This window comes from Paraburkholderia sp. MM5384-R2, from assembly GCF_014201025.1.
Lineage (GTDB): Bacteria > Pseudomonadota > Gammaproteobacteria > Burkholderiales > Burkholderiaceae > Paraburkholderia > Paraburkholderia tuberum.
Genome location: NZ_JACHDI010000022.1, coordinates 1 through 15168 on the forward strand (window position 1 = coordinate 1; position 15168 = coordinate 15168).

General features: G+C 67.0%; 12 protein-coding genes. 3 read left to right on the forward strand and 9 right to left on the reverse strand.

The window, feature by feature from the left end:
• Positions 1-896 precede the first annotated feature (896 nt).
• Both HDG37_RS39590 and HDG37_RS28380 read left to right on the forward strand, forming a co-directional pair.
• The gene (locus HDG37_RS39590; protein ID WP_013094087.1) at positions 897-1019 is read left to right on the forward strand and encodes a hypothetical protein; all 123 of its coding nucleotides are present in this window, start codon (positions 897-899) and stop codon (positions 1017-1019) included.
• Between the two features lie 71 nt (positions 1020-1090).
• The gene (locus tag HDG37_RS28380; RefSeq protein ID WP_184053545.1) at positions 1091-1702 is read left to right on the forward strand and encodes a recombinase family protein; all 612 of its coding nucleotides are present in this window, start codon (positions 1091-1093) and stop codon (positions 1700-1702) included.
• A gap of 128 nt (positions 1703-1830) precedes the next feature.
• Here HDG37_RS28380 and HDG37_RS28385 read toward each other — a convergent pair whose 3' ends face one another.
• The 8 genes from HDG37_RS28385 to HDG37_RS28420 all read right to left on the reverse strand — a co-directional run bounded on the left by HDG37_RS28385 (position 1831) and on the right by HDG37_RS28420 (position 11105).
• Positions 1831-2847, reverse strand: coding sequence for a UDP-glucuronic acid decarboxylase family protein (locus tag HDG37_RS28385; RefSeq protein ID WP_184053316.1), 1017 nt, complete (start codon positions 2845-2847; stop codon positions 1831-1833).
• Between the two features lie 51 nt (positions 2848-2898).
• Positions 2899-3855 (reverse strand): glycosyltransferase family 4 protein, encoded by a 957-nt coding sequence (locus tag HDG37_RS28390; RefSeq protein ID WP_184053319.1) that lies wholly within the window; start codon positions 3853-3855, stop codon positions 2899-2901.
• Entirely contained in the window at positions 3845-4984 is a 1140-nt protein-coding gene (locus HDG37_RS28395) for a glycosyltransferase family 9 protein (protein WP_184053322.1), read from the reverse strand. The genes HDG37_RS28390 and HDG37_RS28395 overlap by 11 nt, the downstream gene beginning before the upstream one ends.
• A complete protein-coding gene (locus HDG37_RS28400) occupies positions 4981-6069 on the reverse strand; it encodes a glycosyltransferase family 2 protein (RefSeq protein WP_184053325.1) in 1089 nt (362 codons plus the stop codon). The genes HDG37_RS28395 and HDG37_RS28400 overlap by 4 nt, the downstream gene beginning before the upstream one ends.
• Entirely contained in the window at positions 6066-7811 is a 1746-nt protein-coding gene (locus HDG37_RS28405; RefSeq protein ID WP_184053327.1) for a carbamoyltransferase C-terminal domain-containing protein, read from the reverse strand. Before HDG37_RS28405 ends, HDG37_RS28400 begins: the two co-directional genes overlap by 4 nt.
• 22 nt (positions 7812-7833) lie before the next feature.
• Positions 7834-9075, reverse strand: coding sequence for a lipopolysaccharide heptosyltransferase II (waaF, locus tag HDG37_RS28410; RefSeq protein ID WP_184053330.1), 1242 nt, complete (start codon positions 9073-9075; stop codon positions 7834-7836).
• On the reverse strand, positions 9072-9674 hold the full coding sequence (locus HDG37_RS28415; RefSeq protein WP_184053332.1) for an HAD-IIIA family hydrolase: 603 nt from the start codon (positions 9672-9674) through the stop codon (positions 9072-9074). Before HDG37_RS28415 ends, waaF begins: the two co-directional genes overlap by 4 nt.
• A 123-nt stretch (positions 9675-9797) precedes the next feature.
• On the reverse strand, positions 9798-11105 hold the full coding sequence (locus tag HDG37_RS28420; protein WP_184053335.1) for a glycosyltransferase family 1 protein: 1308 nt from the start codon (positions 11103-11105) through the stop codon (positions 9798-9800).
• A 377-nt stretch (positions 11106-11482) separates the two neighbouring features.
• On the opposite strand from HDG37_RS28420, the gene HDG37_RS28425 reads away from it, so the two are divergent.
• Entirely contained in the window at positions 11483-14176 is a 2694-nt protein-coding gene (locus HDG37_RS28425) for an ATP-binding cassette domain-containing protein (protein WP_184053338.1), read from the forward strand.
• Between the two features lie 31 nt (positions 14177-14207).
• Here HDG37_RS28425 and HDG37_RS28430 read toward each other — a convergent pair whose 3' ends face one another.
• Positions 14208-15140, reverse strand: a complete 933-nt coding sequence (locus HDG37_RS28430; RefSeq protein WP_184053341.1) for a glycosyltransferase family 2 protein — start codon at positions 15138-15140, stop codon at positions 14208-14210.
• Positions 15141-15168 lie beyond the last annotated feature (28 nt).

Genomic DNA, 15168 nt, shown 5'->3' on the forward strand with positions numbered 1-15168 from the left:
TGTACTGCGCCCGCTTTGCCTTGACCGTCATCGTTTCCTCTCCTTGCTTGAGCTTACACACTCAGCAAGGGATTCGTTTTTCGGGGGCAAGCTCACTCCGCGCGCCGTAATGCCGGCTAAGGCCGAAGCCGAGTCCAGAGATGAGAGTGCGGTATGGACGTTCCTGTCTGGGAACTGCCGGTCGCCCTGCGTTAGCTTGAATGGCCGAGATCGAATACCGCCAGCCTCCGATGGTTAAGTCGCCGCTACATGCAACTAACCACTTAAGAACCCATTGGACACCGCAACTTTGAGGGATTCTGGAATTGAATCCGCGCACCTCGGCTTGAGCATGTCAACCGGGGACAAATGTATTCTAATCCCTTGCAAATCGTTAAAAAGGGCCTTTAGGTGACGTATCGCCCGCAGATCGTATCTGAATATGGATTGGCAGACTTGCATTTCTATAATAATTACAGATACTTGCAGTCAGTCATACACTCGTTACCGGTTGCACTTCTTGACCATACCGAACCGAAAACGCGTCAGTGGGCTGAAGTGATTCCCGCGCTCACGAACATGGTCGCCGCCGCGAAGACGCTGCGCAGCCGGCTTAAAGAGGCGAGCGAGCCGTCAATTGCTTCGCGGCGGCTACCTGCCGCCTCTACCGCCCACGTAACCACAGTTCAATCGCGCCAATACCGACGCCAACCGTATTGGACGTTCAATGCGGTTGATACACTTTGAAAATTCCTCCACCGGGCTGCTCGCGTCGCCAGCGGAAGCGTCATTGCCAGGCGCCTGCTTGCCCGCGCCGCAACGGTCTCGCGCGGGCAGGACCGGGAACGGTGGTTGCGACTTGATCACGATGGCCGCGGTTAGCCACGGTCACCCGCAATATCACATAGGAGAGCGTCATGACTTCGGACAAGAATTCGAATCGTCAGCCGTCGAATCCGGCGCAGCCCGGCCGCGACAGCGGACAGCAGCAACAGAACCAGACTCCTCCGACGCATCAGGGCGGCCAGCGGCAGCCCTGAGCGCGATGAGTGACGACGTATCCGGGCGTCGTCGCTCGAAAAACCGGCACCCCGACGTAATAGCGCCGCTAATGGCGGATCGTGACTACGAAGGCGAAGTGGAAAAACTACACATCTATCTGTTCGGCGCGCACGATGCGGTTCGGCACGAGCAGGCGCTGATCCGGCTCGACAAGGCCGGCTACATGGTCACGCTCGCGCGGGTCGTGGTCGAAGATCTGCCGACCTATGCGCAGGCGCGCGACCGCCCCGAGCTGCAGAGTCTGATCCGACGAATCGCGCCGCGCGACACGCTCGTCGTGCTCGAGCTGGCCGCGCTCGGCTGCAACGCGCGCGACATCCTCGCCACCGTCATGCAGTGCCGGAAGGCCGGCGTGGCGCTGCGTTGCGTCGAGGTCGGCCATACCGATCTTGCCGGGCGCCCCGAGCCCTCGGCGGTGAAGGCATTGCGCGCGCTGGTGCGGCTCGACGCCGCGTGCCGCAGCCTGCGCAGCCGCGACAGTCTCGCGGCCGTTCGCGCGAGCGGCAAGCACACGGGCAGGCCACCGTCGCTTTCCGAGCAGCAGCGTCAACGCGTGCTGCAATCGCTCGGCAGAGGACAGTCGGTCAGCGAGGTCGCGCGACGCTTCGGCACGTCGCGTCAGACCGTGATGCGCATTCGCGCGGACACGCCAGCCGTGTAGAAATCGTGTGCCGGAGCCGTTTGCGTCACCTTCCTTACCGCATCGCTGATCGTGCAGCCCGCGCGGCGCGTTTCGCATGACTAATCGCGTGAAACGCGCCACTGCGTCGGCAGCGCTGCGCCGCTGGCTCAATGACGGCGAGCGGACGTGACTCCGGCGCCGTCCATGCCCGCAGACGGCGGCGTGTGCTGACTCGCCTCGATGCGCGCGCGGAAATAACGTGCGGTGCGCGGCAGCCCTTCGTCAAGCGACGTGCCCGGCTGCCAGCCGAGTAGTTTTGTCGCCAACGAGATGTCCGGCTGTCGATGCCACGGATCGTCGGCCGGCAGCGGCCGTGTTTCGAGCGGCGACGCGGAGCCGGTCACCGCGACGACGCGCTGCGCGATCTCGCGCATCGACACTTCGTGCGGATTGCCCAGGTTGACCGGGCCGCCTGGATCGTCGGCGCTGTTCATCAGCAGGATGAAGGCGTCGATCATGTCGTCGACATAGCAGAACGAACGCGTCTGCGAGCCGTCGCCATAGACGGTCAGCGGCTCGCCGCACAAGGCCTGCATCATGAAGTTCGACACCACCCGGCCGTCGGCCGGATGCATGCGCGGGCCGTAGGTGTTGAAGATGCGCGCGATGCGGATCGACAGGCCATGCTGACGGCGATAGTCCATGAACAGCGTTTCCGCGCAGCGCTTGCCTTCGTCGTAGCACGAGCGCGGACCGATGGGATTCACGTGGCCCCAGTAGTCTTCTTGCTGCGGATGGACGAGCGCGTCGCCATACACCTCGCTCGTCGACGCCTGGAAAATCCGCGCTTTCACGCGTTTGGCGAGCCCGAGCATATTGATCGCGCCGTGCACGCTGGTCTTCGTGGTCTGCACCGGATCGTGCTGGTAGTGGATCGGTGACGCGGGGCACGCGAGGTTATAAATTTCATCGACTTCCACATACAACGGGAACGTCACGTCGTGACGCATCAGTTCGAAGTTCGCGCAGTCGAGCAGATGCGCGATGTTGTCCTTCGTACCGGTATAGAAGTTGTCGACGCATAGCACGTCGTGTCCCTGCGCGACGAGCCGTTCGCACAGGTGCGAGCCGAGAAAGCCGGCGCCGCCGGTGACCAGAATGCGCTTGCGGGTAAGTTCTTTCATGGTGCGTGATCCTGTGGTTGGACCGCATGAACGTTGAAAAGGAGCGTGGCATCACGCCGTGACGTGCAGCAGCGCGTCGTGCCAGTCCTGCGCGAAACGGTCGATATGAAAGCGTTCGAGCGCGGTGCGCCGCGCGCCTTCGCCGAGCCGCCGCGCTTCGCCGGGATCGCGCAGCAGCCCGAGCATGACGTCGACGAGCGCGTCGACGTCGGTATGCACGAAGCCGTTTTCGCCGTTGCGGATCACGGTGGCGAGCTCGGCCGTCGCGAGACCGACGATCGGCATGCCGATCGTCATCGCCTCGACGATCGCGAGGCCGAGGCTGGTCCAGCGGATCGGATTGAAAAAGAAGCGGTAGCGCGCGCTGAACGCGGCCAGATCGAGGTTGCCGATCTCACCGATGCCGTCTAGCCGCTGTGCGTCCATGCCGACGAGATCGAGCGGCACGCGCGTGCGCGTTTCGCTGAAGACATCCGCGCCGAGCCGCCGGCCGCGCTGCGCCAGATGATTGACGACCACGATGCCGCGCTGCAGTTCGCCGCTGTAGCGCACGCCGTCGGGCACCACGACGCCATGTTCGATCACGCGCGTCGGCGTGACGCCGCTGTCCCACATCAGCCGGTTGAAGTGCGTGACGTGGACCAGCAGCGTGCCGGGATCGTCGACCCAATGCCATTGCTCGAACGGGTTTTCCTGCGGCGGGTCGTGCTCGACATAGACGCGTGGCAGACGTTGCTGCGCGGCGCTCAGCACGCGCTCGCGGTCGTGGTCCCAGTGGGTGCGATGCTGGTACAGCACCACGTCGAACTCGTGGTTGGGCACGTCGTCGATTGCGATCTCGTGCACGTTGTCGCCCCACGGCAATACGCCGACCTTGCCGGCATAGCCGGGCGGATGACCGGGTTTCGTCACCAGATAGAAATCGTGCGGCGTCTGGCTCAGGTAATACATGTAGTTGCCGTGCACGTGCCAGGTCAGCACGCGCAGCCGGCGGCAATTACGCAACATGGTGCAGATCCTCGAAAGACAGCGAAACGGTTCCCTCATGCAGGCTGCCGGGCGCGCCTGGTTGCGCGCCGGGCGCGCGCGCAAGCTGCTCGCGGGCGGTCTCGACCACCTGTTCGACCTGCACGTTCAGCGCGCACGGATGACCATACGGGCAGTCGCGGAACATGCACGGCCGGCACGCCGGATAGTCGGCCAGCACGCGATGCCGCGCATGATCGAGCGGCGCCCAGCGCCGCGTGTCGCTGCCGCATGCGATCACGACCGACGCGCTCGCCATCGCCGCGGCGATGTGCGAGATGCCGGTGTCGTTGCAGACCACGAGCCGCGCATGCGCGACCAGCGCAGCGAGTCCGCCGAGCGAAGTCGCACCCGCCAGATGCAGCGCGGGCGCGCTCATCGCGCCGAGCACCGCGCAGGTCAGCGGCGCTTCGGCGGCCGTGCCGGTGATCGCGATCTGCCAGCCGTCGGCGGCGAGGTGGTCGGCGACGGCCGCGAAGCGCTCGGCGGGCCAGCGGCGGGACGGCAATTGCGAACCGGGGTGAACCAGCACGAGCCGCTCGTCTTCGATGCCGTGATACGTGCGCAGCGCGGTGTACTCGTCGAGGTCGAGCTCGGTGAGCGGGAACGTCAGACGCCGGTCGTGCGCCGGCGCGCCGAGCGCGCTCATCAGCGCGAGATAGCGCTCGGGCTCCGGCAACGCATCGGGCCAATCGATGAAGCAACCCTCGCGCGGTACCTCGTCGGGCTGCACGAAGCCGGCGTCGGCACACGCGCCGAGTTGATGCAGCAGATCGTTGGCGATGCCGCCGCTGCCGTGCAGTTGGATCGCCAGATCGAAACGCCGCTCGCGCATCCGCGCGAAGAACGCGGGCAAGCCATGGTTCGATTCGGGCTGCTCGGGAAAACCGACCGCGCCCGGAAACACGATCAGCTCGTCGACGAGCCCCGCATAGCGCTCGACGAACGCGCGTGCCCACGGCAGTCCGATCAGCGCGATATGCGCATCCGGCGCGGCCGCACGCAGTGCGTGCAAGGCGGGCACCGCGCACAGCATGTCGCCGAGCTGCAGCGCGCGAAACACGGCGATACGGCGCGGCGCGAGCGCCGCCAGCAGCGAGGGTGGGGTCATGGAAAGAACACCTTGAAACGGATGGCGCCATAGAGCCGCCAGTAGATCGATAGAAACGGAATGGGGATCGACGTCCAGAGCATTTCGGCGACGTGGCGCCAGCCGTGATTGCGCCCGCGCAGCCGCCGCGCGCAGAAATAGCCGGTCAACCCGCACCACGCGATCAAACCCGCGCCCGCGAGCATCGGCTGATCCGCGAACGAACCGCCGATCGCCAGCAACGCGGCGCAGAGAATCGCGTAGTACAGCAGCGGCGGCCGCGAGCGGATGCGCGTTCGAAACAGTTCGGGATGCTTGCGATAAAGCAGCGCATCGAACTGGCTCTTTTTCTGCTGCGCGATGCTGACGCCCCAGCGCGCCGGCCGCACCGGATGCACGACCACCGCGTCGCGGGCGCGCACGATCTGGCCGCCCGCGGTAAGCAGCGTGAACTGCAGGTCCGAATCCTCGCGCCACGCCGACGTGAACCGTTCGTCGAAGCCGCCGGTCGCGACGAGCGCCGCACGCGTGACGAACACGTTCGCGGTCGCGAATTCGGCGCGCGCGAGGCCGCTCGCGTCGGCTTCGTAATCGGTCGGCAGATCGGGCGGCGAGGGCAGCGGCACGACGATCGTCCCGGCGGCCGCCGTCGCGCCTTGCGCGAGCGCCGCGACGCCAGCCGTCAGCCAGTGCGGATCGGGCAGCGTGTCGTCGTCGGTGAAGGCGATCAGCGAAGCGCGCGCATACTGCCAGCCCGCGTTGCGCGCGCCGGCCGGCCCCTGGGTGCGCGTGACCGGCAGGTAGTGCACTTCCAGCCCGCGCGGCGCCATCTCGCGCGCGAATCGTTCGACGCAGGCGCGCGTGGCGTCGTCGGGACCGTCGTCGCAGACCACGATCTCGTAGCGGTGCGGCGCGAACTGCTGCGCGCATAGCGCGGCAAGGCAGTTCGCGAGCATCGCGGGACGGCGGTAGGTGGGCACCACCACCGACACGTCGGGCCACGACTGCGTGCGCAACGTGCGGCCGGTTTCGTCGGCATCTTCGCTGCTGTAGCGCGCGGCCACGCCGCCATGCAGGGGCGACGGACACATGACCGAGGCGTTCATGAGCGGCCCCCCGCCTTGTCGACGAGGAACGGGCCGATCACGAGCGCGTCGAGCGGCGAGGTCCAGAACGACTCGACCGCGTCGCGCGGCGAATTCACCATCGGCTCGCCGCGCGTGTTGAACGACGTATTGACGAGAATCGGCACGCCCGTGCGCTGCTTGAACGCCGCCAGCAAGTCGTAGTACAGCGGGTGCTGCGTGCGGTTGATGGTCTGCACGCGCGCGGTGCCGTCCACGTGCCGCACGGCCGGAATACGCGCGGCCTTGTCGGCGCGCACGTCGAACACGAACAGCATGAACGGCGCGGTTTGGCCGTTCACGAACCATTCGTTGGCTTCCTCTTCCATCACGACCGGCGCGACCGGGCGGAAGTCCTCGCGATCCTTGATCTCGTTGAGCTTCGCCTGCATCCGCGGATCGACCGGCGACGCGAGGATCGAGCGCGCGCCGAGCGCGCGCGGCCCGAATTCGGTGCGCCCCTGATACCAGCCGATCACCTTGCCCTGCGCGAGCAGATCGGCGGTCTCGCCGGCGATATCGGCGAGTCGCCGGTACGGTACTTTCGACCAGCGCAGGAACTGCTCGATTTCCGCTTCGCTGTATTCGGGCCCGAGATACGCATGATCCATTTTCCAGTGACGTTCGCGGTCGCCGCGCGCGGCACGTTCGCGATAATCGGTCCACAGTGCCGCGCCAAGCGCGGTGCCAGCGTCGCCTGCCGCCGGTTGCACCCACACTTCGCTGAATGGCCCGGCGTCGCGCACCTTCGAGTTCATCACGCAGTTCAGCGCGACGCCGCCCGCCATGCAGAGCCGGCTCAAGCCGGTCTGCCGATGCAGCCAGTGCGCGAGTTCCAGCACGGTCTCCTCGAGTACGCGCTGCAACGAATTGGCGATATCGAAGTGGCGTTGTTCGAGCGGCCCGCCACGTTCGCGCGCGGGACCGAAGCGTTCGGTCAGCCGCGCAGCGTCGACGGTATAGCTGCCGTCCTGCCGATAGCGGACGATCTCGCGGAACACCTCGACATAAGCCGGCTTGCCGTACGACGCGAGCGCCATCACCTTGTACTCGTCCGACGAGTGCAGGAAGCCGAGCCAGTCGGTGACCGCTTCGTAGAGCAGCCCGAGCGAGTGCGGCAGCTCGACCTGTTTCAGACGCTGGTACTCGCCCCCGACGAATTGCCCCATGCTGGTCGTCACGCCCTCGCCGCGGCCGTCCATCGTCAGCACGGCGGTGTCGTCGAACGGCGCGGCGAGAAACGCGCTCGCCTCGTGCGCGAGATGGTGCTCGACGAAGTGCCATGCGAAGCCGTGCTCGCGATCCACGCCCTGGAAGCGCTTGCGCAGATGATGCGGCGCGCCGTCGAGCAGCTGGCCCTTCGCGTTGGCGATATAGCTGAGGAACAGCGGGTCCCACGGCGACGCGGACGGGTTGTCCGGGCGCGTGCCGGCCGGATCGAACGGCAGCGCGATCGTCGCGCCCGGACTCTTCGGCATGCCGCCGAATAGCGTGGGGTCGTACGAGTAAGCGACGTGATCGATCGCGGCGAGCGTAATGCCGGCGGCCTTCAGGCAGTAGTCGATCGCATCGAACGGGAGCTGCCAGGTCGAGAACGGCACCGGACGTTTCGCGTGCTTGACGTGCGTGAAGCGTTCGTCTTCGGCGGCGGCGAGCACCACGCCGTCGCGCAGCAGCGCGGCGGCGCTGTCGTGATAGACCGCATTGATTCCGAGTGTGTACATGGCATTGGCAGTGGAAGTGGGTTCAGGGGACGGTTGGCTGATCGATCAGCGACGGCGTGCTCGTGTCATCGGCGCGACCGGCGCGCTCCGATACACCACGACGCGGCGCATGCGCATGCGCTTGCCGCAATTCGAGTGCCGCGTGCACGACCTCGTCGGTCGGAACGCCGAGCAGGCAGGCGTGATGCCCGTGCGGACACACGCTGCGATAGCACCAGCGGCATTCGACGTCGCGATACAGCACGCGTTGCGGTGTTTGCCACGGCGTGTGCTGCGGGTTGGTCAGCGCGTAAAGATCGACGACCGGCGTGCCGAGCGCGGACGCGACATGCACGGGGCCGCTGTTGTTGGACACGAGCACGCTCGCGCGTTCGAGCAGCGCGGCGAGTTCGGCGAGCGTCAGCGCACCGCTCAGGTCGTATAGCTGCGCGCGCGTGCCGGGCGCGGCCGTGCGCATCACGGTCTCGACGAGCGCCCGCTCGCTCGCGCCGCCGGTCACGAGCACCGAGGCGCCGGTTTCGCGCGCGAGCTGCGAGGCGACCTCGCCGAAGCGCTCGGGCGGATAGCGGCGCGACGCAGCGGTCGCACCTGGATGCAACACGATGCACTCGGTGTGGCGGCAGATGCCGAGCGTCCTCAGTTTCGCGTCGAGCGACTGGCGCGCGGCCGGCGGCACGCGAAAGCGCATGCCGGTGTCGCCCGTCCGCGCGCCGACGTGATGCACCAGATCGAGCTGGCGTTGCACCTCGTGCCGTGTGCGCTGCTGCGGCTCCGGCTCGCGCAGCCAGTCGGTCAACAGCGCGTACGGATTTTCACGGCAATGCGCGAGGCGGCGCGGAATCCCCGCGAGATAGCACAGCATCGCGGCCGGCAACGGGCTCTGGCTATAGACGGTGAAAATCACCGCCGCGTCGAAGCCGCCGCGCCGCAGCCGCTGCTGCATGCGGTGATCGTCGAGCAGATCGCGCGTCACGGTCGACCCGGGCGCGACCCACGGCGCGTCGTATTCGATCACATCGTCGACGTCGTCGAGAAACGGTGCGAGCGCGACGCCGCTGCGCGACGCCAGCAGCGTGAGATGGCGGTCTTCGGCGGACTCGCGCAGCGCGTGCAGCGCTGGCGTGGTCATCAGCACGTCGCCGAGATTGTCGAGGCGCACGCACAGAATCCGTTTGACCTCGCCGCCCCAGCACACCGGCTGCGACGTATCGGGCGCGCGCGCGTGAGCCAGCCTGGGCGGCGCAAGTGGCAGAGGTGCGTTCACCGCGGCGCCTCCTTGCGGCGCGCCGCGGTGCCCGGCGGCAGGCCGTGCAATACGACGCGTTGCGCGGCCTCGTGCAGACCGGCGGCGCGCGCGCCCGGCGTGCGCTGCGGGCCGGTTCGCCATTCGGTCTCGTGGCCGTTGTCGAGCAGGATCGTGCGGCAGCCGGCGCGATTGCCCGCTTCGACGTCGTCGAGAATGTCGCCGATGAACCAGCTGTTGGCGAGATCGAGCTCATGCTCTCCGGCCGCGCGCAGCAGCATGCCGGGCGCGGGCTTGCGGCAGTCGCAGACGATCGCGTAACGCTCGACGCTGCCCTCGGGATGATGCGGGCACCAGTACGCGCCGGCGAGCGTGGCGCCGCACTCGGCGAACATCTGCCGCAGCCGGCGTTCTACGTCGAACAGCGCTCTGTCTTCGAACTTGCCGAGCGCGATGCCGGACTGATTGCTGATCACGAACAGCGCGTACGGGTACGCGGCGAGCAGCGCGAGCGCTTCGCGCGCGCCCGGCGCGAAACGCATCAGCGCGGGATCGGCGTTGTAGGGCACGTCTTCGAGCAGCGTGCCGTCCTTGTCGATGAACACGGCGGGTAGCGTCATGATGGTTCGTGGTACGCGCGAGCTTCGGTCAAAAGTTGGAAAAAGGCGCGCCGCAGCCGCTGGACCGGCCGCGGCGTGTTCCAGATGCACACACCGTGCGGGTTCGCGCGGTGTGCGCCGTCGTCAACGGGACGACGCTCCGGCCGCTGCTCGCAGCGGTAGCTGCGCCGGCTCGGACGCGGTGTCGAGCAATGTTTTGGTCGGTGCGAGCCTTGCCGCGCGTGCATAGATTTGCGCGAGCGCATCGCTGACACCGCGCCAGGTGAAGCCGGTCCGCGCCCGGTCGAGACCCGCTTCGCCCATCCGGCGCGCGAGCGCGGGGTCGCGCCGCAAGCGGTCGAGACGCGCGGCGAGCGCGTGCGGGTCGCGCGGCGGCACGAGAAAGCCGGTCACGCCATCGAGGATCGAATAGCGGATGCCGCCGACATCGGCGCCGATCACCGGCGTCGCGCAGGCCATCGCCTCGATCGGCGTGATGCCGAACGGCTCGTACCAGGGTGTCGTCACGAACACGTCGGCGGCGCTATAGAAGTAGCGCAGCCGCGTGCGACCACGCCGGCCGACGAAGCTCGTCTGCTCCGCGACGCCGCATTCGCGGGCGATCTCGCGCAGCCGCGCGATCTCCGGCGTCGCGATTTCGTTGGGCGCGTCCGAATTGCCGCCGACTACGTACAGCTGCGCCGCCGCGTTGAACGTGTGCTTCAGCACGCCGACGCCGCGCACCACGTTGTCGATGCCTTTGCGCGGCACGAGCCGGCCCAGTTGCAGCACGATGAAGTCGTGCTGGCGCCAGCCGAGCGCATCGCGGGCGGCTTCGCGCTCGACGGGCATGAACTCCTCGGCATCGAAACCGCACGGCACGATCTGGATGCGCGCTGGATCGGCGCGATAGTGTTCGAGCAGATCGGCTTGGTCCTGCGGACATTCGGCGACGAGCACGTCCGAACCTGCGACCAGTTCGTCTTCGATCGCGAAGCGCTCGTCAGGGAAGCCGTCATCCGTTCCCTGATGGATACGCCGCACGCGGCCGAGCGCGTGAAAGGTCGTGACCAGCGGCACGCCGAGCGCAGCCTTCACTTGCAGCGCGGCGAGGCCGGACATGAAGAAGTTCGCGTGCATCACGTCGTAGGACTGCGGTTCGCGGCGAAAGAACGCGCTCAGAAACGCGGCGAACTCGTCCATGAACGGCAGCAGTCGTTCCTTCGGCAATTGCCGCGGCGGTCCCGCGGGCACATGAATCACGCGCACGCCGTCCATGTCGACGCGCTCGGGCAGCAGTGCGCGATCGCGGCGCGTAAACACGTCGACCTGATGGCCCATTTCCACCAGTTGACGCGCGACGTTCGCGACGTAGATGTTCTGTCCGCCGCTGTCGACGCCACCGGCGACAGCAAGTGGCGACGCGTGTTCGCTGATCAGGGCGATCTTCATTGGTATTCCTTCCTGCGATGAGCGGCTATTGATGTTGACTTTCGTAAGCGGCGCTCAGCATGTGGTGTGCCATTCGCATCCTGCGGTGCGGACAAACGACGCAAACGTCGCGCGGAACCGTACGAAGCGCTGTAGCGTGCCCTTTCTCGTAGGAAGAGAAGCGCTGTGGCGTCCCTGTTTCTACATACGGTCATGTAACTTCGAACCGCTTGCGTCGCGCCGGTACCAGGATGAGCGAAAGACCCCGCCCAATTAACAAGTAAGAAGTGCGCGGAAATGGGCTGGAGCCAGCGCCTTTTTTGCGTGCGCCCGGGCGCGCCGCTTGCGCGACGCCACACTTGTGCGACGTTTCTTCCGGGTGCCCTCACCCCGACCTCATGCCGAATTCCGCCCCGCCGCCTCGCTCCGAACTGACGCGCCGAATCGTCGGCGATCTCGCGCATGCGGTATGGCGTTATCGCTGGCAGACCAGCGGGGCGCTCGCGCTGATGATCGCCGCGCGGCTCGCGACCGTGCTGATGCCGCTCACGCTGAAGCACATCGTCGACGAACTGAGCCATCCGCTCGCGCAGGTGGCGTTTCCAGTGTTCCTCGTGCTCGCCTATGCGCTGCTACGATTTTTCGGTGACGCGCTGAACGAGGCGCGCGACGTCGTCTTCAGCATCGTCGTGCAACGCACGGTCGCGGCGCTGACCGAGCGGACCTTCGCGCATCTGCATCGGTTGAGCGCGCGCTTTCATGCGCGGCGCGAGACCGGCGCGATCGTGCGCGACGTGCAGAAAGGCGCCGACGGCATCGGCTTTCTGCTCGGCACCGCGCTGTTCGCGATCGTGCCGACCTTCTTCGAGATCGCGGTGATCGTCGCGATCATGGTGCATAGCTACGCGCGCGAATTCATGCTCGCGATCGTCGTGACCTTCGTGCTGTATGCGGGCTATACGTTCGTGTTCACGCGGCGGCGCGTCGCATTCCAGCGCGCGGTCAATCTGCTCGAAGCGCAATCGGACGGGCGGCTCGTCGACAGTCTGCTGAACTACGACACGGTCAAATACTTCGCGACCGAAGAGAGCGAGACGCAACGGCTCGGCAACGTGCTGGAAAAGTGGGTGCACGCGCGCATCGCTAACCAGAACGCGTTGACCGCATTGCACGTGGGACAGAGCGCGGTGATCGCGCTCGGGGTAGCGGCGGTCATGCTGCTCGCCGCGCAGCACGTGGTGGCCGGCAGCATGAGCGTCGGCGATCTGATTCTGGTGAACGCCTACCTGATCCAGATCTGCATGCCGTTGAACACGCTCGGCTTCGTGTTTCGCGAGACCAACGACGCGCTCGTCAACGTCGAGCGTATGTTCGTGATTCTGGCGGCGCGCGGCCGCGTCGGCGAGGATATCGATGCGCGCGACGCGCAGCCGCTGAAGGTCGGCGCGGGGCTGATCGAGTTCGAACACGTCGATTTCGGCTACGACGCGGCGCGGCAGGTGCTGCGCGATGTCGACTTTCACGCGTATCCGGGCAAGACGCTCGCGGTGGTCGGCGGCAGCGGCTCGGGCAAATCGACGCTCGTGAAGCTGCTGTTTCGCCTCTATCGGCCCGAACGCGGCATGATCCGTATCGACGGGCAGGACATCGGCATGCTCACGCAGCGCAGTCTGCGCGAGGCCATCGGCATCGTGCCGCAGGACACCGTGCTGTTCAATGAAACGATCGCCTACAACATTGCCTATGGACGTCCGTCGGCGACGCGCGCGGACGTCGTGCGGGCGGCGCGGGCCGCGCAGCTCGACGAGTTCATCGAGCGCTTGCCCGACCATTACGACACGCGCGTCGGCGAGCGGGGCGTGCGGCTATCGGGCGGCGAGCGGCAGCGCATCGCGATTGCGCGTGCGATTCTGAAGGACCCGCGCATCATCGTGTTCGACGAGGCGACCTCGGCGCTCGACACGCGCTCCGAGCGCGCGATCCAGACCGAGCTGACGCGCCTCGCGCAAGGCCGCACGTCGATCGTGATCGCGCATCGACTTTCCACCGTCGTCGACGCGGACTGGATTCTGGTGATGGAGCACGGCCAGGTGGTCGAGCAGGGCACGCATCGGGAACTGCTCGCGCGCGAGGGCGTGTACGCGAAGATGTGGTCGCTGCAATGGCAGCAGGGTGAACTCGAACACGCGCAGCGCCGGCTGACCGCGCGATCGGTCAGCGTCAGCGCATTGACGGCGGGTGTGATCGATGCCTTGCACGACGAGATCGCCGGGCAGCGCGTCGTCGTCTACGCGGAGCCGTCCGACCACGAGCTGCGGGTGACCGGCGATCCGAGCGTGCTGCAACCGTTGATCGCCGAGTTGTGCCGCAATGAGATCGCGCAGGCGAGCCCGGGGCAGCGCATCGCGTTGCGCGCGCAGCGGCACGGCAACCACGTGTGGTTCAGCGTGCTCGGCATGGGCGACAAGCCGGCCGAGCTATCGCAGGCGGCGGCGCGGCAGATGGAAAGCGCGCTGGCGGCCGCGGGCGGCAGCTTCACGCTGACGCCGCTGAACGGGCGGCTCGCCTATGTGGCGATGCTGCCGCTGCGGCCGGTCGCGGATGCGCAGCCGCCACTGGCGTCGGGGCCCACGGCGCCGGATTCGGCGGAGCCCGCTGCGCTCGATGGCCTCTTCGTGCTCGCGATCGACGACCAGGAAGAAGCGCGCGACGCGCTCGAAGCGGTGCTGAGCACGAGCGGCGCACGCGTACGGCTATGTGCAGCGGGCACCGAAGCGCTGGACTGGCTGCGCGCGACGGACCCGGCGCAATGGCCGCACGTGCTGCTCTGCGATCTGATGCTGGCCGGCGAAGATGGCTATGACGTGCTGAGCCGCTTGCGCGCACTGGAAGGCGGGCGGCCGTCGATTCCGGGCGGGCCGCTGCCGGCGATCGCGTTGACCGGCTACACGGACGTGCTCGACGAACAGCGTGCGCGCACCGCGGGTTTCGACGCGCACTTGCACAAGCCCGTGGCGCCCGCAGAACTGATCGCCGCGATCCGGCGGCTCGCGCAGGCGCCGTCGCGCACGGACACGGCGTTGCCGCGATAAAGATGCGCGCGATTCAGGTCTGAGCGAGGTCTCAGATCGGCGCGTCGAACTTGCCACCAACAGTCGTCGTTGCGGACGCCTCGAGATTGCGCTCGGCCGCGCGCACGCGGTCGCGCATCGCGAGGATCGACCGGGGGACCACCCGGCGTTCTCGCACGGTCCACGCGAGCCCGGCCAGCAATTCGCTGCCGTCGCGCATCAGCGTGCCTTCCCGCGCGAATACGTAGAGGGCGCGCAGAGTCGCGCTCAACGCTTCGCCCAACGGCAGACGCAGCCACGCGACCCACGCGGCGTTGCGCGCGAGCATGCGACGGCGCAACGCGCTGTCGCGCACCGGCGACGGATGGTGATGGAGCGTCAACTGCTCGCAGTAGACGATCGCATGTCCCGACGCGAGCACGTCGAGCGAAACGAGTGCTTCCTCACCGCCGATGAAAAGACGCGGCTCATAGCCGCCGATCTCGCGATACAGCGCCGCGCGAAACACGCACGCGCCCGCCATCAAGCCGATCAAGGAGGGCCCCGGCAGACCGACACGGCCGAGCGGGCTTGCGCGCATCAACGCACAGGTCGGATCCGTCGTGTTGTCCGCGCCGACCGCGACACGCGCATTCAGCACGCCGACGCGCGGCCATGCATCGAGCAATTGCACCGCGCGGTCGAGCGAGCTCGGGCCCCACCAGGTGTCGTCATCGCAGAACGCGACATAGTCGGTCTCGACGCACGCGAGCGCGTGGTTGCGCCCTGCAGCGCCGAGATTGCCGTTGCATTCGACGACGCGAACGCTCGGATAGCGCGCTTCGACGAGTGCGACCGTGTTGTCGGTGGAACCGTTGTCGGCGACGATGATCGGCGGGTTTTCGGGTAACGCGAGCAGACGTTCCAGGGTGGTGAGCAATTCGCCCGCACGGTTATACGTGAGAACGACGACCGAAATACGCGGGTGGGGGGCTTTGGTTTGCATGCTGTGCAATCGCTTCGACGGTTGGACT

Excerpts from the sequence above, each read along its gene's own strand:
- HDG37_RS28390 (WP_184053319.1), bottom strand. The coding sequence starts at position 3,855 with ATGTTGCGTAATTGCCGCCGGCTGCGCGTGCTGACCTGGCACGTGCAC.
- HDG37_RS28405 (WP_184053327.1), bottom strand. The coding sequence starts at position 7,811 with ATGTACACACTCGGAATCAATGCGGTCTATCACGACAGCGCCGCCGCG.
- HDG37_RS28430 (WP_184053341.1), bottom strand. The coding sequence starts at position 15,140 with ATGCAAACCAAAGCCCCCCACCCGCGTATTTCGGTCGTCGTTCTCACG.
- HDG37_RS28425 (WP_184053338.1), top strand. The coding sequence starts at position 11,483 with ATGCCGAATTCCGCCCCGCCGCCTCGCTCCGAACTGACGCGCCGAATC.
- HDG37_RS28385 (WP_184053316.1), bottom strand. The coding sequence starts at position 2,847 with ATGAAAGAACTTACCCGCAAGCGCATTCTGGTCACCGGCGGCGCCGGC.
- HDG37_RS28395 (WP_184053322.1), bottom strand. The coding sequence starts at position 4,984 with ATGACCCCACCCTCGCTGCTGGCGGCGCTCGCGCCGCGCCGTATCGCC.
- HDG37_RS28400 (WP_184053325.1), bottom strand. The coding sequence starts at position 6,069 with ATGAACGCCTCGGTCATGTGTCCGTCGCCCCTGCATGGCGGCGTGGCC.
- HDG37_RS39590 (WP_013094087.1), top strand. The coding sequence starts at position 897 with ATGACTTCGGACAAGAATTCGAATCGTCAGCCGTCGAATCCGGCGCAG.
- HDG37_RS28420 (WP_184053335.1), bottom strand. The coding sequence starts at position 11,105 with ATGAAGATCGCCCTGATCAGCGAACACGCGTCGCCACTTGCTGTCGCC.
- HDG37_RS28415 (WP_184053332.1), bottom strand. The coding sequence starts at position 9,674 with ATGACGCTACCCGCCGTGTTCATCGACAAGGACGGCACGCTGCTCGAA.
- HDG37_RS28380 (WP_184053545.1), top strand. The coding sequence starts at position 1,091 with ATGGCGGATCGTGACTACGAAGGCGAAGTGGAAAAACTACACATCTAT.